Origin of the sequence: Stenotrophomonas sp. TWI819 (genome assembly GCF_039673075.1) — a bacterium.
In the GTDB taxonomy this organism is placed as follows: domain Bacteria; phylum Pseudomonadota; class Gammaproteobacteria; order Xanthomonadales; family Xanthomonadaceae; genus Stenotrophomonas; species Stenotrophomonas rhizophila_B.
The window spans coordinates 283,630-309,309 of record NZ_JBDJKY010000001.1 but is presented as its reverse complement, the minus strand read 5'-3'; the positions used below and the strand labels follow the sequence as shown (position 1 = coordinate 309,309).

28 protein-coding genes are annotated in these 25,680 nt (G+C 66.2%); 9 read left to right on the top strand and 19 right to left on the bottom strand.

What is annotated here, in order from left to right:
• The first annotated feature begins 25 nt into the window (after nucleotides 1-25).
• Nucleotides 26-850 (top strand): isocitrate lyase/phosphoenolpyruvate mutase family protein, encoded by an 825-nt coding sequence (locus tag ABE463_RS01415; protein ID WP_346466986.1) that lies wholly within the window; start codon nucleotides 26-28, stop codon nucleotides 848-850.
• Between the two features lie 6 nt (nucleotides 851-856).
• On the opposite strand, the gene ABE463_RS01410 is transcribed toward ABE463_RS01415, so the two are convergent.
• A complete protein-coding gene (locus ABE463_RS01410; protein WP_346466985.1) occupies nucleotides 857-1,177 on the bottom strand; it encodes a multidrug efflux SMR transporter in 321 nt (106 codons plus the stop codon).
• The gene (locus ABE463_RS01405) at nucleotides 1,174-1,545 is read right to left on the bottom strand and encodes a multidrug efflux SMR transporter (RefSeq protein WP_346466984.1); all 372 of its coding nucleotides are present in this window, start codon (nucleotides 1,543-1,545) and stop codon (nucleotides 1,174-1,176) included. The genes ABE463_RS01410 and ABE463_RS01405 overlap by 4 nt, the downstream gene beginning before the upstream one ends.
• Nucleotides 1,546-1,799: 254 nt before the next feature.
• Here ABE463_RS01405 and ABE463_RS01400 point away from each other — a divergent pair, with 254 nt between their 5' ends.
• Complete coding sequence (locus ABE463_RS01400) at nucleotides 1,800-2,663, top strand: LysR family transcriptional regulator (protein ID WP_346466983.1); 864 nt, start codon at nucleotides 1,800-1,802, stop codon at nucleotides 2,661-2,663.
• Nucleotides 2,664-2,677: 14 nt separating this feature from the next.
• On the opposite strand, the gene cml is transcribed toward ABE463_RS01400, so the two are convergent.
• From cml to ABE463_RS01380, 4 genes are all read right to left on the bottom strand, one after another.
• The gene (gene cml / locus ABE463_RS01395; protein WP_346466982.1) at nucleotides 2,678-3,877 is read right to left on the bottom strand and encodes a CmlA/FloR family chloramphenicol efflux MFS transporter; all 1,200 of its coding nucleotides are present in this window, start codon (nucleotides 3,875-3,877) and stop codon (nucleotides 2,678-2,680) included.
• A 150-nt stretch (nucleotides 3,878-4,027) separates the two neighbouring features.
• On the bottom strand, nucleotides 4,028-4,957 hold the full coding sequence (locus ABE463_RS01390; protein ID WP_346466981.1) for a M14 family metallocarboxypeptidase: 930 nt from the start codon (nucleotides 4,955-4,957) through the stop codon (nucleotides 4,028-4,030).
• A gap of 65 nt (nucleotides 4,958-5,022) precedes the next feature.
• Entirely contained in the window at nucleotides 5,023-5,679 is a 657-nt protein-coding gene (locus tag ABE463_RS01385) for an SDR family oxidoreductase (protein ID WP_346466980.1), read from the bottom strand.
• Nucleotides 5,680-5,757: 78 nt separating this feature from the next.
• A complete protein-coding gene (locus ABE463_RS01380) occupies nucleotides 5,758-6,222 on the bottom strand; it encodes a cupin domain-containing protein (RefSeq protein ID WP_346466979.1) in 465 nt (154 codons plus the stop codon).
• Between the two features lie 198 nt (nucleotides 6,223-6,420).
• On the opposite strand from ABE463_RS01380, the gene ABE463_RS01375 reads away from it, so the two are divergent.
• A complete protein-coding gene (locus ABE463_RS01375) occupies nucleotides 6,421-7,314 on the top strand; it encodes a LysR family transcriptional regulator (RefSeq protein ID WP_346466978.1) in 894 nt (297 codons plus the stop codon).
• A gap of 15 nt (nucleotides 7,315-7,329) precedes the next feature.
• Here ABE463_RS01375 and ABE463_RS01370 read toward each other — a convergent pair whose 3' ends face one another.
• Together ABE463_RS01370 and ABE463_RS01365 are read right to left on the bottom strand one after the other, a co-directional pair.
• Nucleotides 7,330-8,307: a zinc-binding dehydrogenase gene (locus tag ABE463_RS01370; protein WP_346466977.1), complete on the bottom strand. Its 978-nt coding sequence runs from the start codon at nucleotides 8,305-8,307 to the stop codon at nucleotides 7,330-7,332.
• A gap of 51 nt (nucleotides 8,308-8,358) precedes the next feature.
• Nucleotides 8,359-9,129 carry a hypothetical protein gene (locus ABE463_RS01365; RefSeq protein ID WP_346466976.1) on the bottom strand — a complete coding sequence of 257 codons (771 nt, stop codon included), beginning with the start codon at nucleotides 9,127-9,129 and terminating at the stop codon, nucleotides 8,359-8,361.
• Nucleotides 9,130-9,245: 116 nt separating this feature from the next.
• Between ABE463_RS01365 and ABE463_RS01360 the strand changes: the two genes are divergently transcribed.
• Together ABE463_RS01360 and ABE463_RS01355 are read left to right on the top strand one after the other, a co-directional pair.
• Nucleotides 9,246-10,586 carry an Nramp family divalent metal transporter gene (locus tag ABE463_RS01360; protein ID WP_346467163.1) on the top strand — a complete coding sequence of 447 codons (1,341 nt, stop codon included), beginning with the start codon at nucleotides 9,246-9,248 and terminating at the stop codon, nucleotides 10,584-10,586.
• A gap of 85 nt (nucleotides 10,587-10,671) precedes the next feature.
• Nucleotides 10,672-11,505: a class I SAM-dependent methyltransferase gene (locus ABE463_RS01355; RefSeq protein ID WP_346466975.1), complete on the top strand. Its 834-nt coding sequence runs from the start codon at nucleotides 10,672-10,674 to the stop codon at nucleotides 11,503-11,505.
• Between the two features lie 43 nt (nucleotides 11,506-11,548).
• Here ABE463_RS01355 and ABE463_RS01350 read toward each other — a convergent pair whose 3' ends face one another.
• The 6 genes from ABE463_RS01350 to cyoA are packed head-to-tail and all read right to left on the bottom strand — an operon-like array spanning nucleotide 11,549 to nucleotide 16,493.
• Nucleotides 11,549-12,106, bottom strand: a complete 558-nt coding sequence (locus ABE463_RS01350; RefSeq protein ID WP_346466974.1) for an SCO family protein — start codon at nucleotides 12,104-12,106, stop codon at nucleotides 11,549-11,551.
• Nucleotides 12,103-12,585 carry a copper chaperone PCu(A)C gene (locus ABE463_RS01345; protein ID WP_346466973.1) on the bottom strand — a complete coding sequence of 161 codons (483 nt, stop codon included), beginning with the start codon at nucleotides 12,583-12,585 and terminating at the stop codon, nucleotides 12,103-12,105. Before ABE463_RS01345 ends, ABE463_RS01350 begins: the two co-directional genes overlap by 4 nt.
• Nucleotides 12,582-12,905 (bottom strand): cytochrome o ubiquinol oxidase subunit IV, encoded by a 324-nt coding sequence (cyoD, locus tag ABE463_RS01340; protein ID WP_121036963.1) that lies wholly within the window; start codon nucleotides 12,903-12,905, stop codon nucleotides 12,582-12,584. Before cyoD ends, ABE463_RS01345 begins: the two co-directional genes overlap by 4 nt.
• Complete coding sequence (gene cyoC, locus ABE463_RS01335; RefSeq protein WP_102789309.1) at nucleotides 12,902-13,540, bottom strand: cytochrome o ubiquinol oxidase subunit III; 639 nt, start codon at nucleotides 13,538-13,540, stop codon at nucleotides 12,902-12,904. The genes cyoD and cyoC overlap by 4 nt, the downstream gene beginning before the upstream one ends.
• Nucleotides 13,537-15,516 (bottom strand): cytochrome o ubiquinol oxidase subunit I, encoded by a 1,980-nt coding sequence (gene cyoB / locus ABE463_RS01330; protein ID WP_346466972.1) that lies wholly within the window; start codon nucleotides 15,514-15,516, stop codon nucleotides 13,537-13,539. Before cyoB ends, cyoC begins: the two co-directional genes overlap by 4 nt.
• 2 nt (nucleotides 15,517-15,518) lie before the next feature.
• Nucleotides 15,519-16,493 carry a ubiquinol oxidase subunit II gene (cyoA, locus tag ABE463_RS01325; RefSeq protein WP_346466971.1) on the bottom strand — a complete coding sequence of 325 codons (975 nt, stop codon included), beginning with the start codon at nucleotides 16,491-16,493 and terminating at the stop codon, nucleotides 15,519-15,521.
• 190 nt (nucleotides 16,494-16,683) lie between these two features.
• On the opposite strand from cyoA, the gene ABE463_RS01320 reads away from it, so the two are divergent.
• On the top strand, nucleotides 16,684-18,051 hold the full coding sequence (locus tag ABE463_RS01320; RefSeq protein WP_346466970.1) for a PLP-dependent aminotransferase family protein: 1,368 nt from the start codon (nucleotides 16,684-16,686) through the stop codon (nucleotides 18,049-18,051).
• A gap of 19 nt (nucleotides 18,052-18,070) precedes the next feature.
• On the opposite strand, the gene ABE463_RS01315 is transcribed toward ABE463_RS01320, so the two are convergent.
• Nucleotides 18,071-18,340, bottom strand: a complete 270-nt coding sequence (locus ABE463_RS01315; RefSeq protein WP_121036968.1) for a hypothetical protein — start codon at nucleotides 18,338-18,340, stop codon at nucleotides 18,071-18,073.
• A gap of 173 nt (nucleotides 18,341-18,513) precedes the next feature.
• Here ABE463_RS01315 and ABE463_RS01310 point away from each other — a divergent pair, with 173 nt between their 5' ends.
• Both ABE463_RS01310 and ABE463_RS01305 read left to right on the top strand, forming a co-directional pair.
• Nucleotides 18,514-19,113, top strand: coding sequence for a TetR/AcrR family transcriptional regulator (locus tag ABE463_RS01310; protein ID WP_346466969.1), 600 nt, complete (start codon nucleotides 18,514-18,516; stop codon nucleotides 19,111-19,113).
• A 94-nt stretch (nucleotides 19,114-19,207) separates the two neighbouring features.
• Nucleotides 19,208-19,885, top strand: coding sequence for a type 1 glutamine amidotransferase domain-containing protein (locus ABE463_RS01305; protein WP_346466968.1), 678 nt, complete (start codon nucleotides 19,208-19,210; stop codon nucleotides 19,883-19,885).
• 50 nt (nucleotides 19,886-19,935) lie between these two features.
• On the opposite strand, the gene ABE463_RS01300 is transcribed toward ABE463_RS01305, so the two are convergent.
• From ABE463_RS01300 to ABE463_RS01290, 3 genes are all read right to left on the bottom strand, one after another.
• Nucleotides 19,936-21,243 (bottom strand): sorbosone dehydrogenase family protein, encoded by a 1,308-nt coding sequence (locus tag ABE463_RS01300; protein ID WP_259259884.1) that lies wholly within the window; start codon nucleotides 21,241-21,243, stop codon nucleotides 19,936-19,938.
• The gene (locus ABE463_RS01295) at nucleotides 21,240-21,656 is read right to left on the bottom strand and encodes a DUF2231 domain-containing protein (RefSeq protein ID WP_123729422.1); all 417 of its coding nucleotides are present in this window, start codon (nucleotides 21,654-21,656) and stop codon (nucleotides 21,240-21,242) included. Before ABE463_RS01295 ends, ABE463_RS01300 begins: the two co-directional genes overlap by 4 nt.
• A 70-nt stretch (nucleotides 21,657-21,726) precedes the next feature.
• Entirely contained in the window at nucleotides 21,727-22,656 is a 930-nt protein-coding gene (locus tag ABE463_RS01290; protein WP_346466967.1) for a LysR family transcriptional regulator, read from the bottom strand.
• A gap of 146 nt (nucleotides 22,657-22,802) precedes the next feature.
• Here ABE463_RS01290 and ABE463_RS01285 point away from each other — a divergent pair, with 146 nt between their 5' ends.
• Nucleotides 22,803-23,960: an alkene reductase gene (locus tag ABE463_RS01285; RefSeq protein WP_346466966.1), complete on the top strand. Its 1,158-nt coding sequence runs from the start codon at nucleotides 22,803-22,805 to the stop codon at nucleotides 23,958-23,960.
• A gap of 73 nt (nucleotides 23,961-24,033) precedes the next feature.
• Here ABE463_RS01285 and ABE463_RS01280 read toward each other — a convergent pair whose 3' ends face one another.
• A complete protein-coding gene (locus ABE463_RS01280) occupies nucleotides 24,034-25,605 on the bottom strand; it encodes an arylsulfatase (RefSeq protein ID WP_346466965.1) in 1,572 nt (523 codons plus the stop codon).
• Nucleotides 25,606-25,680 lie beyond the last annotated feature (75 nt).

The following is a 25,680-nucleotide window of genomic DNA, read 5'->3' as shown; positions in this document are numbered from 1 at the left end:
GTTCACTGCTTCCCGGATACGCGCCATGACGTCCCTGCCCTTCGATCCCCGCCCGCGTCGCGCCGCCTTCCGTGCGCTGCATGAGGACGGCTGCTTCGTGCTGCCCAACCCGTGGGATGCAGGCAGCGCACGTTACCTGCACAGTCTCGGCTTGCAGGCGCTGGCCTCTACCAGCTCCGGCTATGCATGGAGCCAGGCCCAGGCCGATGGCACGCTGACGCTGGACGAAACCCTCGCCCACCTGCACAGCCTCGCGGCCGCCACCCCATTGCCACTGAACGCCGATTTCGGCGATGGCTTCGGCACGCTGGAGGCGGTGGGCGGCAACGTCACCCGCGCCATCGCCACCGGTGTGGCAGGCATCTCCATTGAAGATGCCAGCACCGATCCAGCGGCCCCGCTGCGCCAGCTGGACGACGCCGTGGCCCGGGTTCGCGCAGCCCGCCGCGCGATCGACGCGTCCGGCGAGGACGTACTGCTGATCGGCCGCGCCGAGAACTTCTTCGTCGGCCACCCCGACCTGGATGATGCGATCACCCGTCTGCGCGCCTATGCCGAGGCCGGTGCGGACTGCCTGTATGCACCCGGGATCACCACCCGGGAGCAGATCGAAGCGGTGGTGGCCGCGGTGGCGCCGCGACCGGTCAACCTGCTGGTCGGCAGCGCATCGCCGTTCACCCTGCAGGACATCGCCGGCATGGGCGTGCGCCGGGTCAGCGTGGGCGGTGCGATGGCGCGCACCGCCTGGGGCGGCATGATGCGGGCCTCGCAGCTGCTGATGGACGAAGGCCGCTTCGACGGGTTCGCCGATGCGGCCTCTGGGGCGGTGCTGAATCAGTTGTTCCGCTGATCGCAATCAGTGGCTCGACAGCACCACCACCGCACCCGTGACCAGCGCGATCCCCACCCAGCCGATCGGGCGCAGGCGGTTGCCGAACAGCACCCGCCCGCAGAGGGCGGTACCGATCACCCCGATGGCGCCCCACATCGCATAGGCCGTGGCCAGGTCCATCGTCTTGACCGCCTGGCCAAGCAGCGCGAAGGCGATCCAGACCAGCGCGATCGCGGCGAAACCCCACGCTGGCTTACGGAAGCCGTCGGATTTGGCCACCATCATGTTGGCGGCGATGTCGATCAGTGCCGAACACAGCACAAACAGGAAGGCGGTGAGGTTCATGACGTGTGCGCCTCGCCGAGGCTGACGCAGACGATGCCGACCGCCGCCATCACCAACCCGATCATCTGCTGCACGGACAGGCTGTCCTTGAACACGAACATGCCGACCAGCGTCAGCAGGGTCAGGCCCAAGCCTTCCCACACGGCGTAGGCCACGCCCACCGCGATACCGCGCACCGACAGCGCCAGGAAGTAATAGGAAATGGCCAACGCCACGGCCATGACGACATAGCCTGCATAGCCTCCATGACGGGCGGCATCGGCCATGAACGAGGTGCCGACCACTTCAGCGACGATCGCGACGGTCAGGCAGGCCCAGGCGATCAGACCGCCACGGGCACGGGGTTGGGAATGCACCTGTGTGTGCATGGAAAGCTCCTTGATTGCGGCCGGTACGCGCCGACGGAACGCCGGGCACCGGGCACCGGGCATCGGCCGGGAGGGCGGATGCGGATGTGTCGCTGCTGGCCGGGTGACGTGGGTGGCGACACCGACACGAGGGCCGGCAAGGACCGACCGATGATCGGCACGCCGCCCTGCGATGGCACCCGAGCGACGCGGCCAGTATCATCGTATTTTCCATCAGGCCAAAGATGGTACCCATCGACAAAGGCGATACATCCATGCGCTATGGCCCGGAATCCCTGCACGCCTTCGTCGAGGCCGCGGCACTCGGCTCGTTCTCCGCCGCCGCGCGCCGGCTGAAAAAGACCCAGTCCACCGTCAGCACCGCGATCGCCACGCTGGAGGCCGACCTGGGCCTCACCTTGTTCGACCGCAGTGGCCGTTATCCGGTGCTGACCGAGGACGGTCGCAAAGTGCTTGGCCATGCGCAGGAGATCTTGGCTGCCGCCGACCGCCTGGAGCAGCTCAGCATCCGTCTGGCCGATGAGGTGGAGCCGCGCCTGAGCCTGGTGTTCTCGGATATCTACCAGCTCAACCCGGACCAGCACCTGCTGCGCCGGTTCGAACAGCGGTTTCCGGATATCGAGCTGGAGTGGCTGGATGCCGAAGGCAGCGACGTGCTGGAGGTGGTGCAGCGCGGCCGCGCCCATCTCGGGCTGATCCCGCATCAGCCTTCGTACCCCTCCGAACTGGCGGTGCGCGCCCTGCCCCTGCGTGCGGAGATGGCGGTGTTCGTTGCCGCCGATCACGCGCTGGCCGCGCTGGCCGCGCCGGAGGACTCGCACCTGGCCCGTCATCGCCAGATCTGCCTGAGTGGCGATGCGCTGCGCGACGGCCACGCGCGCGGGCGCACGTGGTCGGCCTCGGACTACCTGATGGTGCTGGAGATGGCCGAGGACGGCTTCGGCTGGGCCGAACTGCCCCGGGCGCTGGTGGCGCGCTACGGTCGGGGCATGCTGGTCGAGCTGCCCCTGCCCGGCTGGCCACGGCTGGTGTCCACCGACGCGGTGTGGCGCAAGGGCGCGCCGCTGGGGCCGGCAGCGCTGTGGTTGCTGGATCAGTTTCAACTGCCGGCCCCCTGACACCCACCTACCGGTCAGGACGCAGCCTGCTCCCTGCGCTGCAGCGCTGCCAGGGCCACCATGACCACCACCGCCATCCCCGCAGAAAAGGCGACCAGCGGCCACGCCGTGTCTCCGGGCAGCACCAGCACCACGGCAGTGCCTACCGCACCAACGAGCACGCTCTGCGCGCAGAAGTACGCCGCCACCGCAGTGCCCGCGGCATCGTCGGCATGCTTCAACGCCCCGTTCGCGGTCACTGCCACCGTCGCCACCATGCCCACGGCCGATACCCACATCGGCACGATGAAGGTCACGAAAGACGGGCGACCCAGCCATAGCCCTGCCATGAGCAGGGCTGCACCGGCCAGCAGCAGCCCCATGCCGCGTGCCAGGCAGCCGGCCTCGCCCCAGCGCAGCACCGCGCGACGGACCCCGCGGGTGGCCACCATCATCACCACAGCGACCGTGCCGAAGACCAGGCTGAACGCCAGCGGCGCGAAGCCGGCGCGCTCGATGAGCACGCGCGGCGCCGTCGAGAAGAACACGAAGAACGTTCCCATTGCCGCGCTGAAGCCCAGCGTGTATGTCCAGAAGCGCAGGCTGCGCAGCACCTGACCCATCGGCGAGCGAGATACGCTTGTGCGACGGACATGGGTTTCCTGCCATCCGCGTACCGCATTGGCTACGGCGAGTGCGGCAAGCACAGCCAACGCGATGAAGATCGCGCGCCAGCCCCAGCTGCTCTCCAGCAGCGCACCAATAATCGGCCCCAACGCGGGAACGAAGGCCAGCGCCGCACCGAACATGGCGTAGATCGTGGTGCCCTCCTCGCGATGCGCATAGACGTCGCGCACGGTGGCGAACGTTGCCACCAGCATCGCCGAGGCACCCAGCGCCTGCAGCACACGACACGCGATGAATGGCGCCGCGGTCGAGGACGCGGCCAGGCCAAGCGAGGCGACAGCAAACAGCGTCCCACCCCCAAGCAGGACCGGGCGCCGACCAAGACGATCCGCAAGCGGACCAAACAGCAGTTGACCCACGCCGAGCAGCACCATGTACACGCTCAGCGTTAGTTGGATGACCGCCGGGGTCGTGCCGAGTACGCGTGGCATCTCGGGCACGACGGGAAGATAGATATCCATCGCCAGCGAGGCCAGGATATCGAAGGGCGCCATCAGCCACAGGGCTGCGGACAGGGAATGGGACCAGACAGGATGTTGAACAGGCATGGATGCGCCTCCGCACAGTGATGAACACAGGGCGGCCTCTGCCACATCGGAACAATGCAGTTGGACAGAGCGCCGCAACAACAACGAGGGTTGCTGCGGCTTATTCGTCGGAGGTCTTGGTGCTTCCCATCAAGATGCCCTCAAGCCGGGTCAGCGGCGGACTGGATGCGCCAACGCGTAATCGATCGCCGCGCAGATCGCCGCCACCTGGGCGTCATTGCACTGCTGCGGGGTGGCGCGCGGGCTGTCCGGGTAGACCTCGGTGGTGGTGGTGTATTTCGCGCCGCTGACGCTGGCGCACAAGCCGAGCTTTTCCAGCGGATATTCGATCACGCCCGGGGCCACCACGGGCGAGCCGATGATCTCGCCCTTGTCGTCGGCCGGGGCGATATGGGTCACCCGCTCGACGGCCGCATTGACCGCGGTCTGGAACGCCGGCTGCGGGTTCTCGCTGTCATCCACGAGATAGAAACCATCCGGAATCAGGCCCGGCTCGAACGGCTTGCCATCGCGCGCGGCCAAGGCCGGGCGGAACTCGGTTTCATCGGTGTCCGTGGTTTCGTGCAGGTCGATATGCATCACGATGCTGCCGCGCAGCGGCGCGATGAGCGCGATCAGTGCGGCCGATTCGGCCGCCGAGCTGTTGGCCATGAAGGAGCGGTTCGGATCGATCGCCTCGGCGTTCCAGCGCTGGATGCGCTCGTAGCCCCACGGGCTGACGCAGGGCACCACCAGCAGATTGGCGCGCCCGGCGTACTCGGCCGCGCGGGTCTGCAGGAACTGCAACGCGCCCTGCACGCCGCTGGTTTCGTAACCGTGGATGCCCCCGGTGACCAGCATCGTCGGCAGCGCCGGATTCCAGTCGCGGCTGCGCACGGCGAACAGCGGGTACTGGTCCGGGGCGTAGTCGAGCGTGCCGTACTGACTGACATCGAACGCGTCACGCAATGCCTCCACCACCGGCAGCACATCGTCGGCATAGCGCCGCTGGGGCAGCTGACGGGCACGCCACTGTGCCTTCTCCGCAGCGCCCCAGGGCTGGCCAGGAGTGCCGATGGGATAGAAGGGGGCGTCGTTCATGGCGTGCTCGTCTGTGTCGCGGTGTGGAAACGCGATTTTACCACTGCCGCACCGGGCGGCCCCGCTTACGCGTGGGCAAGCGCCGCGACCGCCTCATCGACCGGCGTCTCACCCTCGGTGAGCTCGATGATGACCCGCGCGACGCTCGGCTGCTCCACCAGCGCCACCAACGTGGCGGCCACATCCGCACGCGGCACATCGCCGTACGCAATCGCCGGACCGGCCGTGACGCGGCCGGTGCCCGGCGCATCGCTCAAGGTGCCCGGGCGCAGGATCACCCAGTCCAGATCCGTCGCGGCCAGGTACACATCGGCGCGTTTCTTGACCGTCATGTAATTCTCGAAACCCCCGCCCATCCCCTTGTTGCGGCCCGCTTCCGGGAATGCCGAGACCAGCAGGAAGCGGCGCACGCCCGCCTGCCGGGCGGCATCCACCGCAAGCTCCAAGCCGCGGCCGTCGATGGCGTTGGTCACTTCCACCCCTGCGCCACCGGCACCGGCCGTGAAAACAACCACGTCACTGCCGCGCATCTGGCCGGCCAGCGTGCCCACGTCGGTCGCGGTGAGATCACCGGTGACCGGCGTAGCGCCGAGTGCGTCCAGTTCAGCGGCCTGCTCGGCGCGGCGATGCAGCGCGAGCACTCGATGCTGCTTGTCGGCCAACTGCTTGACCAGGTGACGGCCGACCTTGCCGGCCGCGCCGACGATGAAAACGGTACTCAAGACGGTTCTCCTGTTTCAATCGGCCTACGAGGGTACGCAGGTGGATGTGACACGACCGTCCCCATCGCGGAGCATGGTTCAGTTGCCGCTGTACTGCGCGTCGCTGACCTGCTCCATCCACGTCACCGGTGATCCATCGACCGCTTCGGCGATCGCGATATGCGTCATCGCGGTGGCAGCCTTGGCACCATGCCAATGTTTGACGCCCGGCGGAATCCAGACGATGTCGCCCGGACGAATCTCACGCGCGGGTTTGCCCCATTCCTGCACGCTGCCGATGCCCGCGGTGACGATCAGGGTCTGGCCCAGCGGGTGGGTGTGCCACGCGGTGCGTGCGCCGGGCTCGAAGGTGACCGTGGCCCCGCCGACGCGCGCAGGCGCATCGGTCTGGAACGGTGCATCGATGCGCACACGACCGGTGAAGTAGTCCGCCGGGCCCGCGGCGGAGGCGGCGGTGCCCGCGCTGGTGATGCGGATCGGCGCGGTTTCGGTGGGCACGGTGGCCGCCATCGAAAGCGACAGTGCGGCAGTGAACAGGTCCATGAGACATCTCCTGAAGCAACGGCGGCGCCCGCCGGGGACACTCACTGTAGGCTTGCCCCCGCACGGGCACTAGCCGCCCCGATCGGCATGCAGCCATAACTGCAGCTCATCAATCACGAAACAAAGCCGCTTGAGTTCATCAGTCGGCCGCGCTCATCATGGGCGCGCATGACTGCCATGCGCCCTTGGCCCTGCCCCATGGCCCGCGAGAATTTCAACGATCTGCAGGTGTTCGTCACCGTCGCGCGCGAACGCAGCTTCACCCGTGCCGCAGCGCAGCTGGGCGTTTCGCAGTCCGCGCTCAGCCACACCGTGCGCGGGCTGGAAGAGCGCCTCGGCGTGCGCCTGCTCACCCGGACCACACGCAGCGTCTCCATGACCGAGGCCGGTAAACGGCTGTACGACACCGTGGCGCCGCGCTTGCAGGAGATCGAGGCCGAGGTCGCCGCGATCAGCGAGTACCGTGACCGGCCCGCTGGCACGATCCGTATCACCACGGCCGAGCATGCCGCCAACACGATCGTCTGGCCCCGGCTGTCCACCGTGCTGCCCGCCTACCCCGATCTGCATGTGGAACTGACCATCGACTACGGCCTGGCCGACATCGTCGCCCAGCGCTACGACATCGGCATCCGTTTGGGCGGCCGCGTGGCCAAGGACATGATTGCCGTGCCGATCAGCCCGCCGCTGCGCATGGCGATCGTGGCCAGCCCGGCCTACTTCGCCACGCATGCCGCGCCGCAACTGCCGGCCGACCTGGCCGCGCACAACTGCATCGGGCTGCGCCTGCCCACCCACGGCGGGCTGATGGTGTGGGATCTGGAGAAGGACGGCGAGGAAGTGAACGTGCGCGTGGATGGTCAGTGGACCTTCAACGGCAGCAGCGCGATCCATCGTGCCGCACTGGTGGGTGCGGGCTTGGCCTATCTGCCCGAGGACATGGTGCTTGATGACATCGCCGCCGGTACGTTGCGGCGTGTCATGGAGGACTGGTGCGATCCCTTCGACGGGTACTACGCCTACTACCCCAGCCGTCGGCAGTCCTCGAGCGCGATGAAGGTCGTGATCGAGGCGTTGCGCGCAGGCCGGTAGAACCGGCCGTGCACATCAGGGACGCAGCAGCACCTTGCCGTTGCGGCCCGGCTCCAGGCTGGCCTTGGCGGCAGCGGCCACCTCAGCCAGCCCGAACACGCCGTCCACCGGCAGGCTCAATCCACCGCGTGCGGCCAACTGCAGCAGTTCGCCAACGAGGCGACGCTTGTCCTCCGGCGCCATCGCCTGGCTGACCTTGCTGCCCCAGAACCCCTTCACCGTGGCCTGCTTGAAGATCACATCGCCCGAACTGAGCTGCATCGGCTCGCCGGTCATCGAGCCGAACGAGACCAGGGTGCCGCCATCGCCCAGCAGCGTCATCAGCTCGCTGCTGGCGCGTCCGCCAACCGAATCCACGGCGGCGGCGATCGAGGCCTTGCCGACCTTGGCCTGCACCTGGGCCATCCAGTCCGACTGCGCGGTGGAGATGGTGTGGTCGATGCCGAGCTCGGCCATCTCGGCCACGCCGGCATCGCGCCGCACCAGGTTGATGCAGTGCACCCCACGCGCCTTGGCCAGCATCGCCAAGGCCTTGCCGACCGCGCCATTGGCCGCGTTCTGGAGGATCCACTGGCCCTCCTTCACCTGCAGGAATTCCAGCAGCATCAGGGCACTGAGCGGCATGGCGATGAGCTGCGCGGCCGTGTTGTCATCGATGCTGTCCGGCATGGGGATGACCATGCGCGCCGGCGCGATGAAGTATTCGGCCCAGGTGCCATGCACCGAGGCGGCGCTGACCCGCTGGCCGATCTTCAGGCCCTCGACGCCCTCGCCCAGCGCCTCGATCACACCGGTGCCTTCGCTGCCGCCGACCGCGGGCAGCTCGGGCTTGTAGCCGTACTGGCCACGCACGGTCCACAGGTCGTGGTTGTGGATGGGCGCCAGGACGGTACGGATCCGCACCTCACCGGCCGCGGGGGTCGGCTGCGGCACATCGCCGCCGTGCAGGACCTGGGTCGGATCGCCAAAGGCGGTATGGATGGCAGCGCGCATCAGCAACGCTCCTTCATCAACATGTTCATGAGGGGTCTCCTGCAGAAAGAATCAACGGCGATGACGGTGCGCGGCGACGATGGCGCGCGGCTGGCGGTAAGCGCGTACGCGCAGCCAGACCGTCTGGATCACCACGATGATGATCAGCACCAGCGCCAGGGTGGCGATGTTGGCCGCGCCCGGCAGATCCCAGCCGGACTGCTTGACGTACATCCCGGCCAGCGCCCAGATGACGGCGGCTGGATAGGCGAAATGCCCGCGCAGCAGCTGGTTGACCACCAGCACCAGCAGCGTGGCCAGGACCAGCAGCACCAGGCTCCAGCCGAGCATGTTGTCGGTCGGCAGCCAGCGGTAGGCGACGATCACCTGGGCGGTATTGAGGTAGGCCGCCAACGACAGCCAGCCGGCGTGCAGCCCGAGCGGGTATGCCGCCCAGGCACGCTGACCGCCTGGGGCGGTGATCGGCGAGGCGCGGTAGGCGGCCACAATCAGGCAGAGCAAGGCGGCCCAGATGATGGCCAGCGCCGGCAGGAACCACTGGTTGGAGAACACCGGCATCCAGACGGCGGTCAGCGCGAAGCCCGCCGCGGCCCAGGGGCGAACCCCGATGATGTCCGGCTTGCGCAGGCGCAGCTGCCAGAACCCGAACAGCACATCCCACAGGAAGATCACGCCCCAGATCGCGAAGGCGTACCCGGCCGCGACCAGCAGCGTCGGGTACTGGTCGGAGACTGCACCGTTGGTCGGGCCGAACACGCCGGTCTGTGAGAACCACGCCACCACGGGCATGGCCAAGGCGGCCAACAACACGATCCAACGCATGCACCCACTCCAGCTGAAAAGAGCGGTGACGATACGCGGTTCAGGGTTAAGGCGTTGGGATGCCTCAGATTGCAAAGCCTTAGTAACTTAGCCTCTGCTATATTGCGGCCGTGGACATCCCGCGCCGCCCCGAGCCTCCCCCCGCCTGGCCCTCATCGACCGGGCACACCCCCAGCCTGGGCGAAATGAACGCCAGCGTCGCGGTGCCTACGGGCGGCCACTGGTGGTTCCGCCTGCTGGCCTTCCTCGGTCCGGGCTACATGATCTCGGTCGGCTACATGGACCCCGGCAACTGGGCCACGGACATCGCCGGTGGCGCGCAGTTCGGCTACCTGCTGCTCTCGGTGATCCTGCTCTCCAACCTGATGGCGATCGTGCTGCAGGGGCTGTCGGCACGCCTGGGCATCGCGACCGGGCGTGATCTGGCGCAAGCCTGCCGCGACCACTACTCACGGCCGGTGAAACTGGGGCTGTGGCTGCTGTGCGAAATCGCGATCATCGCCTGCGACCTGGCCGAGGTGATCGGCACCGCGATCGCCTTGAAGCTGCTGTTCGGCATCCCCTTGCTGGCCGGCGCGATCATCACCGCGGTGGACGTGGTGCTGGTGCTGCTGCTCATGAACCGCGGTTTCCGCGCCCTGGAAGCCTTCGTGATCGCGCTGCTGCTGGTGATCTTCGGTTGCTTTGCGATCCAGATGGTCATCGCGGCGCCGCCGCTGCAGGCAGTGCTGGCCGGGTTCATTCCGCATGCGCAGGTGGTGACCGATCCCAAGGCGCTGTACCTGGCGATCGGCATCATCGGTGCCACCGTGATGCCGCACAACCTGTATCTCCACTCTTCCATCGTGCAGACCCGCGCTTACCCGCGCACCGATGCCGGGCGCCGCAGTGCACTGCGCTGGGCGGTGACGGACAGCACTATCGCCTTGATGCTCGCACTGTTCATCAACGCCTCGATCCTGATCCTGGCCGCCGCCGTGTTCCATGCGCAGGGCCGTACCGACGTGCAGGAGATCGAGCAGGCGTATGAGCTGCTGGCGCCGATGCTCGGTGTCGGGCTGGCCTCGACCCTGTTCGCGGTCGCCCTGCTCGCCTCGGGCATCAACTCTACCGTGACGGCGACGCTGGCCGGCCAGATCGTGATGGAGGGTTTCCTGCGCCTGCGGATCGCACCATGGGCGCGGCGGCTGATCACCCGCGGCATCGCGATCGTGCCGGTGGTGGTGGTGACCGCGATCTATGGCGAGCAAGGCACCGCGCGCTTGCTGGTGCTGAGCCAGGTGCTGCTCTCGATGCAGTTGCCGTTCGCGGTGGTGCCGCTGGTGCGGTTCGTCTCGGACAAGGCCAAGATGGGGGCGCTGGTGGCGCCACGCTGGCTGATCGTGCTGTCGTGGCTGATCGGCGGGTTGATCATCGTGTTGAACGTGAAACTTCTCGTGGATGTGTGGCGGGGCTGAGGCCTGGCCACTTGACCTCAACGTTGGTTGAGGTGGCACAGTGCAGCCTCCTCATCCCACTGGCAATGCCAGATCGAGCCCTGCAATGACCGACACCTCGCAGCACGCGTTATGGAATGGCCCGGCCGGTGAGGCCTGGGTGGAGGCGCAGCGCATCCTCGATCAGATGTTCGCACCGCTCGCCACCCACCTGCTGGAGGCGATCCCGCCGGGCGACGATCTGCACGTGCTGGACGTGGGCTGCGGGACCGGCGCGGTGGCACTGGCCATCGCGGGGCAACTGGGCCCGCAGGGGCATGTCACCGGGGTCGACATCTCCGCCCCGATGATCGCCTTGGCGCGTGAGCGCGCGCAGCGAGCCGGGCTGGCAGTGGACTTCATCGTCGCCGACGCGCAGCAGCATGCGTTCGCACCCGGGAGTCTTGACCGGATCGTGTCGCGCTTCGGCGTGATGTTCTTCGATGACCCGGTGCAGGCCTTCGGCCAGTTGCAGCGTGCCGCCAAACGCGGCGGCGAGCTGCAGGCGCTGGCCTGGCGCAGGCCGGACGAGAACGCGTTCATGACCACCGCCGAGCGCGCCGCGGCACCCTGGCTGCAGTTGCCACCTCGCTCGCCCGGGGCACCGGGTCAGTTCGCGTTTGCCGATCAGGCCCGGGTCGAGCAGATCCTGAGCGACGGCGGTTGGGAGGATATCGAGGTGCTGCCGCTGGACGTGGCCTGCCGGATCGACCGGGCGGACCTGGCCACGTATGTCGCGTTGCTGGGGCCGGTCGGAAGCGCGCTGAGGGCGCCGGATCTTGATGGAGCAACCCGCACACAGGTGCTGGAGGCGGTCATGGCGGCGTTCGCACCCTTCATCGAAGGCGATGCAGTGACCTTCACCGCAGCCTGCTGGGAGGTGCGGGCGCGGGCGTGGTGAGCCGTAACGGAGGGGCACCGGCCCACGGCCGGCACCCCGGGCGTCATGGCAGCCGCATGCGCAGCTTCTCCACGATCGCCTGCTCGCTCATCGCGTAACCGTACACATCCTGCAGTTGCCCGTCGGCCCCGAGCAGGAACCACGATGCCGTGTGTTCGAAGGTGGCCATATCGCCTTCGCCTACCCGGCGATAGCTCACGCCCAGGCTCTCGGCGATGGCACGGGTGCCCGCCTCGTCGCCGGCCAGGCCCAGGAACGTCGTATCGAAGGCAGACAGGTAGTCGCGCAGATGCGCCGGGGTATCACGCTGCGGATCCACCGTGACAAAGGCGACCTGCAGGTCATCGGCGGCGGGCCCGAGCAACCGCTTGATCTGCACTGCCTTGACCAGGCTCAGCGGACACACTTCCGGGCAATGGGTGAAGCCGAAGAACAGCAGCGTCGGTTTGCCCTGCAGATCCCGTATCGCGAGCGTGCGCCCGTCGCTGCTCTCCAGCTTGACCGCCCCGAGTGCCGCCTGGCCCATCACCGGTGCCTGGCCGTCGGCGCAGCCGGCCAGTAGCGCCACCGCCACGACGCTTGACGCCAACCAGCGCTTCACTTGGTCCCTCCATGCGCGATCAGGCCATCGCGCACGGTGAAGTCCACCACCTGGTCTGCGCTGCGGGCAAACGTGAGCGTCACCCGGACCACCTGCCCCACCGACAGCGGCCGCTTCGGGGTCAGCAGCATCAGGTGATACCCGCCCGGCTCCAGCGCGACCGTGCGGCCTTCCGGCAGGGCCAGCCCTTCAGGCAGCGCCTGCATGCGCATCACCTCACCGTCCATGCGCATGGCATGGACCTGCACCTCGGCGAAGGCTGAAGAGGTGGCCGACAACAGGCGGTCGACGCCACCACCGTTATGCAGTTGCACGTAGCCGGCCGCCACGTTCGCGGCCGGCGGTGGCAGACGGATCCACGGGTCGCTGACCGACACCGTTGCCGCGGTGCGGGTCTGCGGCGCCGCGGCCACCACCGGCATCACGGGAGCGGACAGGACCAGCGCGATCAGCATGGCACCGCAGCGTGACCAGCTCATGGCGCGGCCGACATCTGCATCGGCATCATGTTGAGGTTGGCGTTGTGCATCACCCACAACGAGCCGGCCACCACGATGGCGATCAGGAACGCGGTGCACAGGAAGATGCCGGTGTTCTCACGCTGGCTGCGCCCTGCCCCGATATGCAGGAACAGCACCAGCTGGGCGACCAGCTGCACCACGCACAGCACCACGATGGCGGTCAGCCGCAGCGGCTGCGGCACCAGATCGGTCATGACCACGCCGAACGAGGCACCGGTGAGCACCAGGCACAGCAGCAGGCCGAGGATGTAGCCCTTCAGGGTGGCGTGGCCGCTCATACAAACTCCCTCAAGTAAACGAAGGTGAACACACAGATCCAGATCAGATCCAGGAAGTGCCAGAACAGGCTCAGGCAGGCCAGGCGGCGACGCACGATGCCGTCCAGGCCGAACTTCAGCACCTGGTGGATCATGATCGCCAGCCACAGCAGGCCGAAGGTGACGTGCAGGCCGTGGGTGGCCACCAGCGTGAAGTACGCCGACAGATACGCACTCACGTCCGGGGTGGCGCCTTCATGGATCAGCTCGGCGAACTCATACAGCTCCATGCCGATGAAGACCGCACCGAGCACACCGGTCACGGCCAGCCAGCCCACCACCTGGTTGCGCTTGCCGGCCTGCATGCCGAGCATCGCCAGGCCGAAGGTGAAGCTGCTGAGCAGCAGCACCACCGTTTCGGAGAGCACGAAGCCAAGCTTGAACAGTTCCTTGCCACTGGGGCCATCGGCCGTCCCGTTGAGCAGCACGCCAAAGGTGGCGAACAGCACCGCGAAGATCAGGCAGTCGCCCATCAGGTACATCCAGAACCCGACGACGGTCTTGTTGCCGTCGTCGTGGTGCTCATGGGCGTGGTCGTGATGACCGGCCGCGAGCTGCCCGTGCTGCGTGGCAGCGGTCAGGGTATCGCCGCTCATGCCTTGGCTCCTTCCATCTGCGCGAAGTGCGCGTCTTCGATGCGCTTCACCTCGGCGGCGGGCACGTAGTAGTCCACATCACGGTCATACGAGCGCAGCACGAAGGTCGCGATCACACCGATCAGGCCGATGCCGGCCAGCACCCACATGTGCCAGACCAGGGCGAAGCACAGCACCAGACTGAACACCGAGATCACCACACCCGACGCGGTATTGCGCGGCATGTGGATGTCTTCGTAGGTGTCCTGGCGCTGCCAGGCCCGGCCGTGCTGCTTGTCGTCCCAATGCTGCTCCAGCGAGGTGATCGCCGGCAGCTTGGCAAAGTTGTAGAACGGCGGCGGCGAGGACGTGGCCCACTCCAGGCTGCGCGCGTTCCACGGGTCGCCGGTGAGATCCATGTTGGCCTTGCGGTCACGCACGCTGACGTAGAACTGGATGAACATCGCGGCGATACCGGCGGCGATCACCAGCGCACCGATGGCGGCCACGATCAGCCACGGCTGGTAGCCCTCCACGCCGTAGTGGTTCATGCGGCGGGTCATGCCCTTGAAGCCCAGCACGTACAGCGGCATGAAGGCCAGATAGAAGCCGACCAGCCAGCACCAGAACGAAATCTTGCCCCAGCGCTCGTTGAGGGTGAAGCCAAACGCCTTCGGGAACCAGAAGCTGATGCCCGCCAGGCAGCCGAACACCACGCCGCCGATGATCACGTTATGGAAGTGCGCGATCAGGAACAGGCTGTTGTGCAGAACGAAATCCGCCCCCGGGATCGCCAGCATCACACCGGTCATGCCGCCCAGCGCGAAGGTGACCATGAAGCCGATGGTCCACAACGTCGAGGAGTGGTAGCGGATCCGCCCGCGGTACATGGTGAACAGCCAGTTGAACAGCTTCACCCCGGTGGGAATCGAGATGATGGACGTCATGATGCCGAAGAAGGCATTGACGTTCGCGCCCGAGCCCATGGTGAAGAAGTGGTGCAGCCACACGAAGAACGACAGGATGCCGATCGACGAGGTCGCATAGACCATCGAGCGGTAGCCGAACAGCGGCTTGCCCGAGAACGTGGCGATGATCTCGGAGAACGCACCGAAGCACGGCAGGATCAGCACGTAGACTTCCGGGTGGCCCCAGATCCAGATCAGGTTGACGTACATCATGGCGTTGCCGCCGGCGTCATTGGTGAAGAAATGCATCCCGAAATAGCGATCCATGGTCAGCAGCGCCAGGGTCGCGGTCAGCACCGGGAAGATCGCCACGATCAGGATGTTGGTGATCAATGCGGTCCAGGTGAACACCGGCATCTTCATCAGGTCCATGCCCGGCGCACGCATCTTGAGGATGGTGACGATGAAGTTCAGGCCGGTCAGCGTGGTGCCGATGCCGGAGACCTGCAATGACCAGATGTAGTAGTCCACGCCCACCGTGGGGCTGTACTCGATGCCGGACAGCGGCGGATACGCCACCCAGCCGGTCGCGGCGAAATCACCGACGAACATCGACAGCATCACCAGCACCGCACCCACCGCCGACAGCCAGAAGCTGAGCGAGTTGACGAACGGGAATGCCACGTCGCGCGCGCCGATCTGCAGCGGCACCACGATGTTCATCAGGCCCACGATGAGCGGCGTGGCCACGAAGAAGATCATGATCACGCCGTGCGCGGTGAAGATCTGGTCGTAGTGCTCCGGCGGCAGGTAGCCGGCGCTGTCATTGGCGGCGATGGCCTGCTGGGCACGCATCATCAGCGCATCGGCGAAGCCACGCACCAGCATGACCAGGGCCAGGATGATGTACATCACGCCGATCTTCTTGTGGTCCACCGAGGTGATCCACTCGGTCCAGATATAGCCCCACTTCTTGTAATACGTGATGGCCGCGATGATCGCCGCCCCCAGCAGCAGCGAGCCCGCCAGCGCCGACATGATGATCGGGTCGTGGTAGGGAATCGCTTCGAGGTTCAACTTTCCAAGCACAATCAGTTCTCCGCGGTACGGCTGGCAGGTGCGGCCAGGCTCACGAGTTGGGTTTTCGCGCCGGGCTCTTCACCGGGCAGGCAGATTTCGTCGTCGGGCATGCCGCCATGCCGGCGCAGGATGCTGTCGAACAGGCCGGTGTCCACGCTGGCGAAACGCTGCATCGGCGCCCCATGGGTGGGCTTCTCCAGTTCGGCCAGGCGTGCCTGGCCCAGGTGCTGGGCGGTGCCGCGCGACTGCGCCAGCCACTGTTCGAAGTCCGCCTCGGTCATCACCCGCGCATCGAACTTCATGTCCGAGAAGCCCGCGCCGCTGTACGCCGAGGACATGCCGGCATAGGTGCCGGGCGTGTGCCCGATCAGATGCAGGCGGCTCTGCATGGCCGGCATGGTGTAGACCATGCTGCCCAGCTGCGGCACGAAAAAGGCGTTCATCATCGACTCGGAGGTCAGCTTGAACGCGACCGGCGTATCGACCGGCATCACCAGCTCGTTGACCGTGGCCACGTTGTGGTCCGGATAGATGAACAACCACTTCCAGTTGAGCGAGACCACTTCCACGCGCAGCGGCGCCTTGTCCGATTCGATCGGGCGGTACGGGTCCAGTGCGTGGGTACTCTTCCAGATCAACACGCCGAGGACGACCACGATCAGGCACGGAATCGTCCACACCACCACTTCGATCGCGGTGGAATGCGACCAGGTCGGTGCGTACGTGGCCTCCTTGTTCGACTCGCGGTAGTGCCACGCGAAGTACAGCGTGAGGATGATCACCGGGATCACCACCAGCAGCATCAAGCCGGTGCAGACCAGGATCAGCTGCATTTCCTGCTCGGCGATGCTGCCCATGGGGTTGAACAGCTCCAGGTTCTTGCACCCTGTGAGCAGCGGCAGCAGCGCTGCCAGGCCGAACCAGCGTCCGGCGCGGGCTCGACCGGCCAGCGTGGCGCGGCGAGCGGAATGTGTAGCGGGGTTCATGCGTGACGGCCCTTCCAACGCAGTGCCGGGCCGGGCGGCCCGGATCATGAAAAGTGGCGAACACCCCCCTGCATGACCGATATGCATGGGGGGTGCCCGCCGCAGCCGCGTACGTTAGGCAACGACATGATCCATACATGATGCGACACACTGTCGCAGCCGCTCTCCCCGGCGCGCGTACCATGCGCGCATGGAATGGAGCTCCCTCATCGCCGATGGCCACGGGCCGGTCTACCTGCGCATCGTGCAGGCGCTGGAACGTGCGGTCTGGTCGGGTGCGCTGCGCCCCGGCCAACGCCTGCCTGCACAGCGCGCGCTGGCCACCGAGCTCGGTGTCGATCTCACCACGGTGACCCGCGCCTTCAACGAGGCGCGCACGCGCGGGTTGATCGATGCACGCGGACCGCTGGGGTCGTTCGTGGCGCCGCCCAAGGTGGAACTGGCGCAGCTGGTGGACCTGAGCATGAACCTGCCGCCCAGCCCCGGCGGCGGGCAGGTCGCGGACATGCTGCGGCGTGGCCTGTCCTCGGTGCTGACCCGCAGCGATGCGGGCAACCTGATGACGTATCACATCGGCGGCGGCAGCCGCGCGGATCAACTGGCGGCGCAGCAGTGGCTCAAGCCGATGCTCGGCAAGGTGGAGGCCGAGGCGCTGGTGGTCACGGAAGGTGCGCAGGCCGCACTGTCAGCCCTGTTGCTGGCGCTGACCAACGCCGGTGACACGATTCTGTGCGAGCCGCTGGTCTACCCGGGCCTGCTGCATGCCGCGCGGGTGCTGCAGCGTCGCCTGCAGGTGGTCGAGTGCGATGCGCATGGCATGCGCCCGGATGCACTCGCGCGTGCCGCGAGGAAACACAGCGCGCCGGTGGTCTATCTCAACCCGACCGCACAGAACCCGACGGGCCACACGCTGCCGCAGGAACGCCGCGAAGCGCTGGCCGAGGTGGTGCGCGCGCAGAATCTGCGATTGATCGAAGACGACCCTTACTGGCTGCTGGAGAACGAGGCCCCTGCCCCGCTTGCGCTGCTGGCGCCGCAGCACACCTGCTACATCTCCACGCTGTCCAAATGCCTGAGCCCGGGCCTGCACACCGGCTTTGTACAGCTGCCCGATGGCGTCTCGCGCCAAGGCGTGCTGGATGCCCTGCGCGCGGTCAACCTGATGGCGCCGCCGCTGATGAACGCACTGGTGACGCAGCTGATCCTGGATGGCTCCGCGCAGGCGATGCTGAAACTGGTGCAGGACGAAGCCGCCGAGCGCCGCTATCTGGCGCAGTCGGCGTTGTCGCCGCGGTTCCTGCAGCATTGTGCGGGCGTGCACGCCTGGTGCCGTCTTCCTGCGCACTGGACCGATGCCAGCCTGACCCACGCCGCACGGCTGCAGGGCCTGGGCATCGCACCGTCATCGGCGTTCACGCCGGAGGGCGTGGCGATCAACGATGCGGTGCGGATTTCATTGGGTGCCGCCGCCAACCGGCAGGAACTGCACCGAGCGCTGCGCCAGCTGGATCAGCTGATGCATGTGGCGGCGACAGAAAACACCGGCTGGACGGTCTGACGCCAGCCTTCCGGCCCACTCAGCCCGAAACGGCTTTGGCCTGCTTCCACACGGCCTCAAACTGGCTGGCGGTGATCGCGTCATCCGAATCCAGATCCAGCCACGACAGCGGCTGATCGGACAGCGGAAAGCGTTCATCGGCCTGCCCGGTTTTGTCGGCCCAGACCAGCACGCTGCGGTAGCTCTCCACCTGCCGCACGATCACATCGCCCTGCGCCTCGAGGTAGATCGTGCCGTTGCCGATCTCGGATTCTGCGGGGTGCTTGTAGTGTTTGCGGGGCGTGCTCATGGCGGGGCGATATCTGGCAATGAAAATGGGGCCGGGGAATATACCTTGATCCGCCCCCTCCCCGTCGGCAATCGCCGCCCGGGGACGGGGTAGTGCCGGTCGCTGGCCGGCTTCCCGTAAACCTCGCAAGGAGACACTAGACGACCGGTCTAATCAGGCGTACAGTGGCGCCCATGAACTCCCCCACCGCCAGCTCCCCTGTCCGCGACACCATCCTGACCACCGGCCAGCGGATCATGAGCGCCAAGGGCTTTTCCGCGGTCGGCCTCAACGAGGTCCTCGCCGCGGCCGGCGTGCCCAAGGGTTCGTTCTACCACTACTTCGCCTCGAAGGAAGCCTTCGGCGAGGCGATGCTGGAGGACTACTTCACCGCCTATCTCGCTGATATGGACCGTATCTTCCGCCAGCCCGGGCAGACCAAGGCCTCGCAGCTGGAGGCCTACTTCCGCGCCTGGCAGGACAGCCAGTCCTTCGAGGACTGCCAGGGCAAGTGCCTGGCCGTGAAGCTCGGTGCGGAAGTCGCCGACCTGTCCGGGTCCATGCGCGCCGCCCTTCAACGTGGCACCACGGGAATCACCGATCGTCTGGCGCGTGCCCTGGCAGCGGGCGTCGCCGACGGCTCAGTGACGATCCAGGACCCGCCCGATGCTGTCGCGCGCAGCCTGTATCAGCTGTGGCTCGGGACCAGCATCATGGTCAAGATCGCCCGCAGCACCCGCCCGTTCGACGACGCCGTCGCGTTGACCGCCCGCCTTCTGCATACCGCCCCCTGACAAGGGGATGTCCACGCACGCCCGCATCGGCGTGTTTTTCTCGGCCCCATCACTAGACGACCAGTCTAATCAAGCACCCACAGGAGCATCACCCATGAAAGTCCTCATCGTTCTGACCTCGCACGACGAACTCGGCACCACCGGCAAGAAGACCGGTTTCTGGCTGGAAGAGCTGGCCGCGCCCTACTACACCTTCAAGGATGCCGGCGCGGAGATCGTGCTGGCCTCGCCCAAGGGTGGGCAGCCGCCGCTGGATCCCAAGAGCAACGAGCCGGACTTCAAGACCGACGCGACCCGTCGCTTTGAAGCCGACGCCGATGCCAACGCACAGCTGGCCAACACCGTCCGCCTGGACAGCGTCTCACAGGCCAACTTCGACACCGTGTTCTATCCCGGCGGCCATGGCCCGCTGTGGGACCTTGCCGCAGACGCCCACTCCATTGCCCTGATCGAGGCATTCATCGCCGCCGGCAAGCCGGTCGCGCTGGTCTGCCATGCCCCGGGCGTGCTGCGTGACGTCAAGACCGCCGAGGGTGCGCCGCTGGTGCAGGGCAAGAACGTCACTGGCTTCACCAACACGGAAGAAGAAGGCGTGGGCCTCACCGACGTGGTGCCCTTCCTGGTCGAAGACATGCTCAAGGCCGCAGGCGGAACGTACTCCAAGGGCCCGGACTGGGGTTCCTATGTGGTTACCGATGGCCTGCTGATCACCGGCCAGAACCCCGCCTCGTCTGAAGAGGCGGCCCAGGTCCTGCTGAAGCAGCTGGGCTGAAATAACAGGGACGGAGGTAGTTATTAATTACCTCCGTCCCCGTTAAGAGATTACTGAGCGCCGTCGCGCGTGACCCGCCAGATCGTGTTGGAGAGGTCATCGGCGACGATCAGCGCGCCGCGCGGGTCGACCGTGACGCCTACCGGGCGGCCGCGGGTCTTGCCGTCTTCGCCGAAGAACCCGCTCACGAAATCGATCGGCTCGCCGGCCGGACGGCCATTGCTGAAGGGCACGAACACCACTTTGTAGCCGACCGGGGGATTGCGGTTCCAGCTGCCGTGCTCGCCCACAAACACGCCATCGGCAAACTGCGTACCCATCACCTCGGACGAGAAGGCCACGCCCAGTGCGGCCACATGCGAGCCCAGTGCGTAATCCGGGGCGATCGCCGAGGCGACCTTCTCCGGGTTCTGCGGCATCACGCGGCGATCCACATTCTTGCCCCAGTAGCTGTAAGGCCAGCCATAGAAGCCGCCCTCCTTCACCGAGGTGAGGTAATCGGGCACGAGGTTCGGGCCGATCTCATCGCGTTCATTGACCACGGCCCACAGCGTGCCGGTGCCCGGCTGGATCGCCAGCGCGGTGGGATTACGGATACCGGTGGCGTAATCCTTGTGCGCACCGGTCGCCACGTCGATCTGCCAGATCCGCGCGCGATCGATCTCCACCGCCATGCCGCGTTCGGTGATGTTGCTGTTGGAGCCGATACCCACGTAGAGATAGCGGCCATCGGCGCTGGCGGTCATCGCCTTGGTCCAGTGGTGGTTGATGGCCGACGGCAGGTCGGTCAGCTTGACCGGCGCCGCGCCCGCCTTGGTCTGCCCTTCCTGATAATCGAAGCGCACCACCGCGTCCTGGTTTGCCACATAGATGGCATTGCCGATCAACGCCAGACCATAGGGCGCGTTGAGATTGTCGGCAAACACCGTCTTCAGTTCGTAGGTGCCGTCGCCATCAGCGTCGCGCAGCAGGGTCAGTCGGTTGCCACTCTTGACCGAGGTATTGCCCTTGGCCTTGATCTTGCCGGCAATCACATCCTTCGGCTTCAGGGCGGGCGCACTGCCGCCACGACCTTCAGCCACCAGGATGTCGCCATTGGGCAGCATGAGGGTCTGCCGCGGGATGTTCAGATCGGTGGCGATCGCCGAAATGCGGTAGCCCTTGGGCACCGTCGGCAAGGTGTCGCCCCACTGCGCCGGCTTGGCGATGGTCATGTCCGGCATCAGCCCGCGATGCGGCTTGGGCATTTCCGGGCTGCCACCGTACTGGTCAAGCGGGGGCGCCTTGCCGCTGCAGGCCGCCAAGGCGACCGCCAGCGCGGACAGCGAGAGGATACGGAGCGTGGTCTGGCGGCTCATCGCACACCTCCCACGCGCAGGCTGGACAGTCCCACCCAGGTGGCGATCAGCGCCAGCACGGTCAGGATCACCGAGAGCACCAGGCCCGCCGGCATCACGGCCCACGCGTCGCGCGCATGGTGGAGGCAGTTGATGAAGCCCACGCCCCAGGTCACCGCCAGAATCACGACATACGCCAGGTTGCGGCTGCGGCGGACCAGACCGACGATCCCGCACAGCAAGGCGAGCGTTGTCATCACCATCGCGCCGATCAGCAGCCAGGAGGCAAAGTTCGCCCACTGGATCTCGTACGTGCTCCAGTACGCGTAGTCGGCCAGCAGCGCCGCCAGGAACAACGGCAGCACCCCGCCCAATACAGCGGCGTGGAAGGGATGGATGACCCACGATCGGGTCAGGACAACGGTCGAAGCCATGGTGGTCTCCTGGTGAGGGGCGAATCTCTCCCGATCCTGCCATCCCCTGTGTGATGGGGGTGCCCATGACTCACCGATCAGAAAGGTCCCAGTACGGCGGCGACCCGATCGCCTCGGTGAGGAAGGCCGACACCTCGCGGACCTTGCGTGAGCGCAGTCTGTTTTCCGGCGAGAGCAGCTGCAGATACACCCGTTCGGATTGCGGGGAGAACTCCCACTCGCCGAGCAGCGTGACCATGCTGCCACTGTGCAGCGTTTCTGCGTTGAACAGCCAGGTGGGGAACAGCACCACGCCACGCCCGGCAATGGCCGCCGCCAGCAGCGCTTCGGCATTGTTGCTGCGCAGGGGGCCGGTCACGTTCACCGCTTTGAACGGCACCTCCGGCGAGGAACGGAAATACCACTTCTGGATGCCGAGCTGCCCTTTGTAGACCAGGCATTGATGCTGCAGCAGATCCTCCGGCACCACCGGCGTGCCGTGCGCGGCAAGATAGGCCGGGCTGGCGGCGAGGATGTTGCGGTGGGGCGCGATGACCTTGCCGATCAGGCCCGAATCCATCAGAAGCCCGACACGGATGATGATATCCACGCCTTCCTGGACGGGATCGATCAGCGTGTCGGTCAGGGTCAGCTCGACGATCAACTCGGGATATTTCGCCTGCAACGTATTGACGATGTGTGCGATGTGCAGCCGCCCCAGTGACTCAGGGGCGTTGATGCGGATCAGGCCCCGCAGCTCGGCATCGCGGCCTTCCAACTGCCCGACCGCGTCATCGAGCAGGTCCACAGCGTCTCGCACCTGCTGATGGAACTGCTCGCCCGCTTCGGTCAACCGGACCGCCCGGGTGCTTCGGTAGAACAGCTGGTGCCCCACGTCCTGTTCAAGCGCCGCGATGAAGCGCGACACCGATGAAGCTGGCACCCGGTACTGGCGCGCCGTGGCCAGGAAGCTGCCGGTGGCGGCGACGGTGAGGAAATAGCGGAGGGCTTTGAGCTGCATGGCGGGCACCTTGGGAGCTGATTGCTTTTTCAGCAATAGTCATTTGCGGAATCACCGCATTGTGGCCGATATCGCACGCCCATACGATGAAGTGAAGCGCATGGCGAACCCGCCACGCCCTCCCCCTCGCACCCTCAGGAACCCCCATGAGCTCCCTTTTCAATACGTTCGACCTCGCGGGCATCCCGCTGCGCAACCGCGTGGTCATGGCCCCGCTGACCCGTGCACGCGCCCCGCAGGATGCCGCTGATGAGCGAACCGCCCTGTATTACGCCCAGCGTGCCACCGCCGGCCTGATCGTCAGCGAAGGCACGCCCATTTCCCGCGAGGGCCAGGGTTACCTGTTCAATCCCGGCATCTTCACGGCCGAGCAGATCGCCGGCTGGCGCCTGACCACCGATTCGGTCCATGCGCTGGGCAGCCGGATGTTCGCGCAGATCTGGCATGTGGGTCGCGTCTCGCACCCCACCATCCAAGCCAACGATGCGCGCCCGGTCAGTGCCAGTTCGAAGCTGCCGGTCGGCGCGCAGGCATTCGGCTACGACGAGCAGGGCCGACCCGCGCTGGTCGCCGCCCCGGCGCCGCGCCAGCTGGAGACCGATGAGATTCCGCGCATCGTGGCGGAGTTCGCGCAGGCGGCCGCCAATGCCATCGAGGCCGGCTTCGACGGCGTGGAAATCCACGGCGCCAACGGCTACCTGCACGAGCAGTTCATCAATCCGCAGGTGAATGACCGCACCGACCAGTACGGCCCGCAGTCGCTGGACAACCGCCTGCGCTTCACCCTGGAAGTGATCGACGCCGTGGTCGCGCGTATCGGCGCCGCGCGTACGGCCATCCGGCTCTCGCCCTATGGCCAGTTGTTCGACATGCCGCACTACCCGGAAATCGACGCCACCTATACCGCTCTGATCCAGGCGATCGGGCAGCGTGGCCTGGCCTACGTGCACCTCATGGACCAGTCCGGCTTCAAGGTCGGCCAGAAATCGGTCGATGGCGCGGGCGATTCGGGCTTCGGTGGTCTGTTGCGCACGTTGAAGCCGCACCTGCCCGGGACCGCCCTCATCCTTGCCGGCGGCATGACCCGTGAGCGGGCCGAGCAGCTGATCGATGCGGGCCTGATCGACCTGGCGGCCTTCGGCACCCCGTTCATCAGCAACCCGGATCTGGTGGCGCGCCTGCAGAACGGCTGGCCGCTGGCGCCCGCCGATCGGGACACGTTCTATGGGGGTGGCGCCACCGGGTATATCGATTACCCGGCGTACGCCCCGACCCACGCACAGGCAGCCTCCGAGGCCGCCTGACGGAACGGGCACGCGAACGGGGGGACATTCCGTCCCCCCGTTGGTCGATCCTTCCACGCGATGGCCGCAGCCGCTACTTGCCCGTCACCGCTTCCTGCAGCTTCTCCACGGCCTGGTCGGCCGTGAACGTGTTCGGCTTCTGGATCTTGGGGAACTCAACGAAGGTCTCGTTGAATTTGGTGAGCAGCGCGATCGCCCCGTACACGATGTAGACGTGGTTGATGTACCAGTCCCAATAGGTATTGGAGGTCACATCCGCGAATTCGTACGGATCGGTGCGCAGGTTGTAGATCTTGGGGATGCGCATGACCGTGAACGGTTCGCCCCACAGCTGCATCGTGCCTTTGCAGCGTTGCTCGATGAAGGTCACCTTCCAGTTGTCGTAGCGGATGCCCAGCATGTCGCCATCATCGGAGATGTAGACGAACAGCTTGCGCGGCGACTTTTCCTCCTTGCCGGTGAGATACGGCAGCAGGCTGACGCCGTCGATGTGGTTCTTGTAGGTGCGCCCGATCGCCTTGACCCCTTTCTTGAGGTCGTTGACCACGCCCTTGTTGCCCGCCAGTTCCAGGAAGGTCGGCAGCCAGTCATGGTGCTGGACGATCTCGTTGGACACCGAACCCGGCTTGATCTTGCCCGGGTAACGCACCACCAGCGGAATCCGGAACGCGCCTTCCCAGTTGGTGTCCTTCTCACTGCGGAATGGCGTCATGCCGCCGTCCGGCCACGAATTGCGGTGCGGTCCGTTGTCGGTGGAGTACACCACCAGGGTGTCTTCGGCGATGCCCAGTTCGTCGAGGTAATCGAGCAACGAGCCCACGTTCTTGTCGTGGTCGATCATCGTGTCGTGATACGGCGACTGCCAGCGCCCGGCCTGCCCCAGGCTTTCCTTCTTGGTATGCGTGATCAGGTGCATGTGGGTGAAGTTGACCCAGACGAAGAACGGCGTGTCGTCGTCGTTCGCCTTCTTGATGAAGCCCTTGGCGCGGTCGGCGAAGTCGTCATCGCAGGTCAGCATGCGCTTGCGGTCCAGCGGGCCGGTGTCTTCGATCTTCTGCTTGCCCACCTTGCCCCAGCGCTTCTGGTCGGTGCTGTCATCTTTGTCGGTGGCGAAACTGTGGATCACCCCGCGCGGCTTGATGGTGTCGATGAAATCGCCGAACTCGTCCTTGGGGAAGTAGTCGTACATCTCCGGCTCTTCCTCGGCATTGAGGTGGTAGAGATTGCCGTAGAACTCATCGAACCCATGGTTGGTGGGCAGCATGTGGTTCAGATCGCCAAGGTGGTTCTTGCCGAACTGCCCGGTGGTATAGCCCTCGTTCTTCAGCAGCGCGGCGATGGTGACGATCTTCTCGTTCATGCCGACCGGCGCGCCCGGAATGCCCACCTTCGACAGACCGGTACGCAGCACGCTCTGCCCGGTGATGAAGGAGGACCGGCCGGCGGTGCAGGACTGCTCACCGTACGAGTCGGTGAACATCATGCCCTCATTGGCCAGCCGGTCGATGTTCGGGGTCTGGTAGCCCATCAACCCGCGCGAGTAGCAGCTCAGGTTGGAGATGCCGATGTCGTCTCCCCAGATGACGAGGATGTTGGGCTTCTTTGCGGATGAACCGGGCTTCTTCTTTGCGGATGAGCTGGCCATGCACTTCTCCGACGACGGTGGTGCTCAATAGTCGGTGTGGGTCGCGATGGCGGCCAGCGTGTTTCTACTTAGATC

Bases quoted from the DNA above. Each gene is read 5' to 3' on its own strand.
- ABE463_RS01290 (WP_346466967.1), bottom strand. From the start codon at position 22,656: ATGCAGCTCAAAGCCCTCCGCTATTTCCTCACCGTCGCCGCCACCGGC.
- ABE463_RS01295 (WP_123729422.1), bottom strand. From the start codon at position 21,656: ATGGCTTCGACCGTTGTCCTGACCCGATCGTGGGTCATCCATCCCTTC.
- ABE463_RS01415 (WP_346466986.1), top strand. From the start codon at position 26: ATGACGTCCCTGCCCTTCGATCCCCGCCCGCGTCGCGCCGCCTTCCGT.
- ABE463_RS01310 (WP_346466969.1), top strand. From the start codon at position 18,514: ATGAACTCCCCCACCGCCAGCTCCCCTGTCCGCGACACCATCCTGACC.
- ABE463_RS01320 (WP_346466970.1), top strand. From the start codon at position 16,684: ATGGAATGGAGCTCCCTCATCGCCGATGGCCACGGGCCGGTCTACCTG.
- ABE463_RS01315 (WP_121036968.1), bottom strand. From the start codon at position 18,340: ATGAGCACGCCCCGCAAACACTACAAGCACCCCGCAGAATCCGAGATC.
- cml (WP_346466982.1), bottom strand. From the start codon at position 3,877: ATGCCTGTTCAACATCCTGTCTGGTCCCATTCCCTGTCCGCAGCCCTG.
- ABE463_RS01345 (WP_346466973.1), bottom strand. From the start codon at position 12,585: ATGAGCTGGTCACGCTGCGGTGCCATGCTGATCGCGCTGGTCCTGTCC.
- cyoC (WP_102789309.1), bottom strand. From the start codon at position 13,540: ATGAGCGGCGATACCCTGACCGCTGCCACGCAGCACGGGCAGCTCGCG.
- ABE463_RS01410 (WP_346466985.1), bottom strand. From the start codon at position 1,177: ATGAACCTCACCGCCTTCCTGTTTGTGCTGTGTTCGGCACTGATCGAC.
- ABE463_RS01375 (WP_346466978.1), top strand. From the start codon at position 6,421: ATGGCCCGCGAGAATTTCAACGATCTGCAGGTGTTCGTCACCGTCGCG.
- cyoA (WP_346466971.1), bottom strand. From the start codon at position 16,493: ATGAACCCCGCTACACATTCCGCTCGCCGCGCCACGCTGGCCGGTCGA.
- ABE463_RS01300 (WP_259259884.1), bottom strand. From the start codon at position 21,243: ATGAGCCGCCAGACCACGCTCCGTATCCTCTCGCTGTCCGCGCTGGCG.
- ABE463_RS01380 (WP_346466979.1), bottom strand. From the start codon at position 6,222: ATGGACCTGTTCACTGCCGCACTGTCGCTTTCGATGGCGGCCACCGTG.
- ABE463_RS01280 (WP_346466965.1), bottom strand. From the start codon at position 25,605: ATGGCCAGCTCATCCGCAAAGAAGAAGCCCGGTTCATCCGCAAAGAAG.
- ABE463_RS01400 (WP_346466983.1), top strand. From the start codon at position 1,800: ATGCGCTATGGCCCGGAATCCCTGCACGCCTTCGTCGAGGCCGCGGCA.
- ABE463_RS01355 (WP_346466975.1), top strand. From the start codon at position 10,672: ATGACCGACACCTCGCAGCACGCGTTATGGAATGGCCCGGCCGGTGAG.
- cyoD (WP_121036963.1), bottom strand. From the start codon at position 12,905: ATGAGCGGCCACGCCACCCTGAAGGGCTACATCCTCGGCCTGCTGCTG.
- ABE463_RS01405 (WP_346466984.1), bottom strand. From the start codon at position 1,545: ATGCACACACAGGTGCATTCCCAACCCCGTGCCCGTGGCGGTCTGATC.
- ABE463_RS01285 (WP_346466966.1), top strand. From the start codon at position 22,803: ATGAGCTCCCTTTTCAATACGTTCGACCTCGCGGGCATCCCGCTGCGC.
- ABE463_RS01390 (WP_346466981.1), bottom strand. From the start codon at position 4,957: ATGAACGACGCCCCCTTCTATCCCATCGGCACTCCTGGCCAGCCCTGG.
- ABE463_RS01370 (WP_346466977.1), bottom strand. From the start codon at position 8,307: ATGCGCGCTGCCATCCATACCGCCTTTGGCGATCCGACCCAGGTCCTG.
- ABE463_RS01365 (WP_346466976.1), bottom strand. From the start codon at position 9,129: ATGCGTTGGATCGTGTTGTTGGCCGCCTTGGCCATGCCCGTGGTGGCG.
- ABE463_RS01305 (WP_346466968.1), top strand. From the start codon at position 19,208: ATGAAAGTCCTCATCGTTCTGACCTCGCACGACGAACTCGGCACCACC.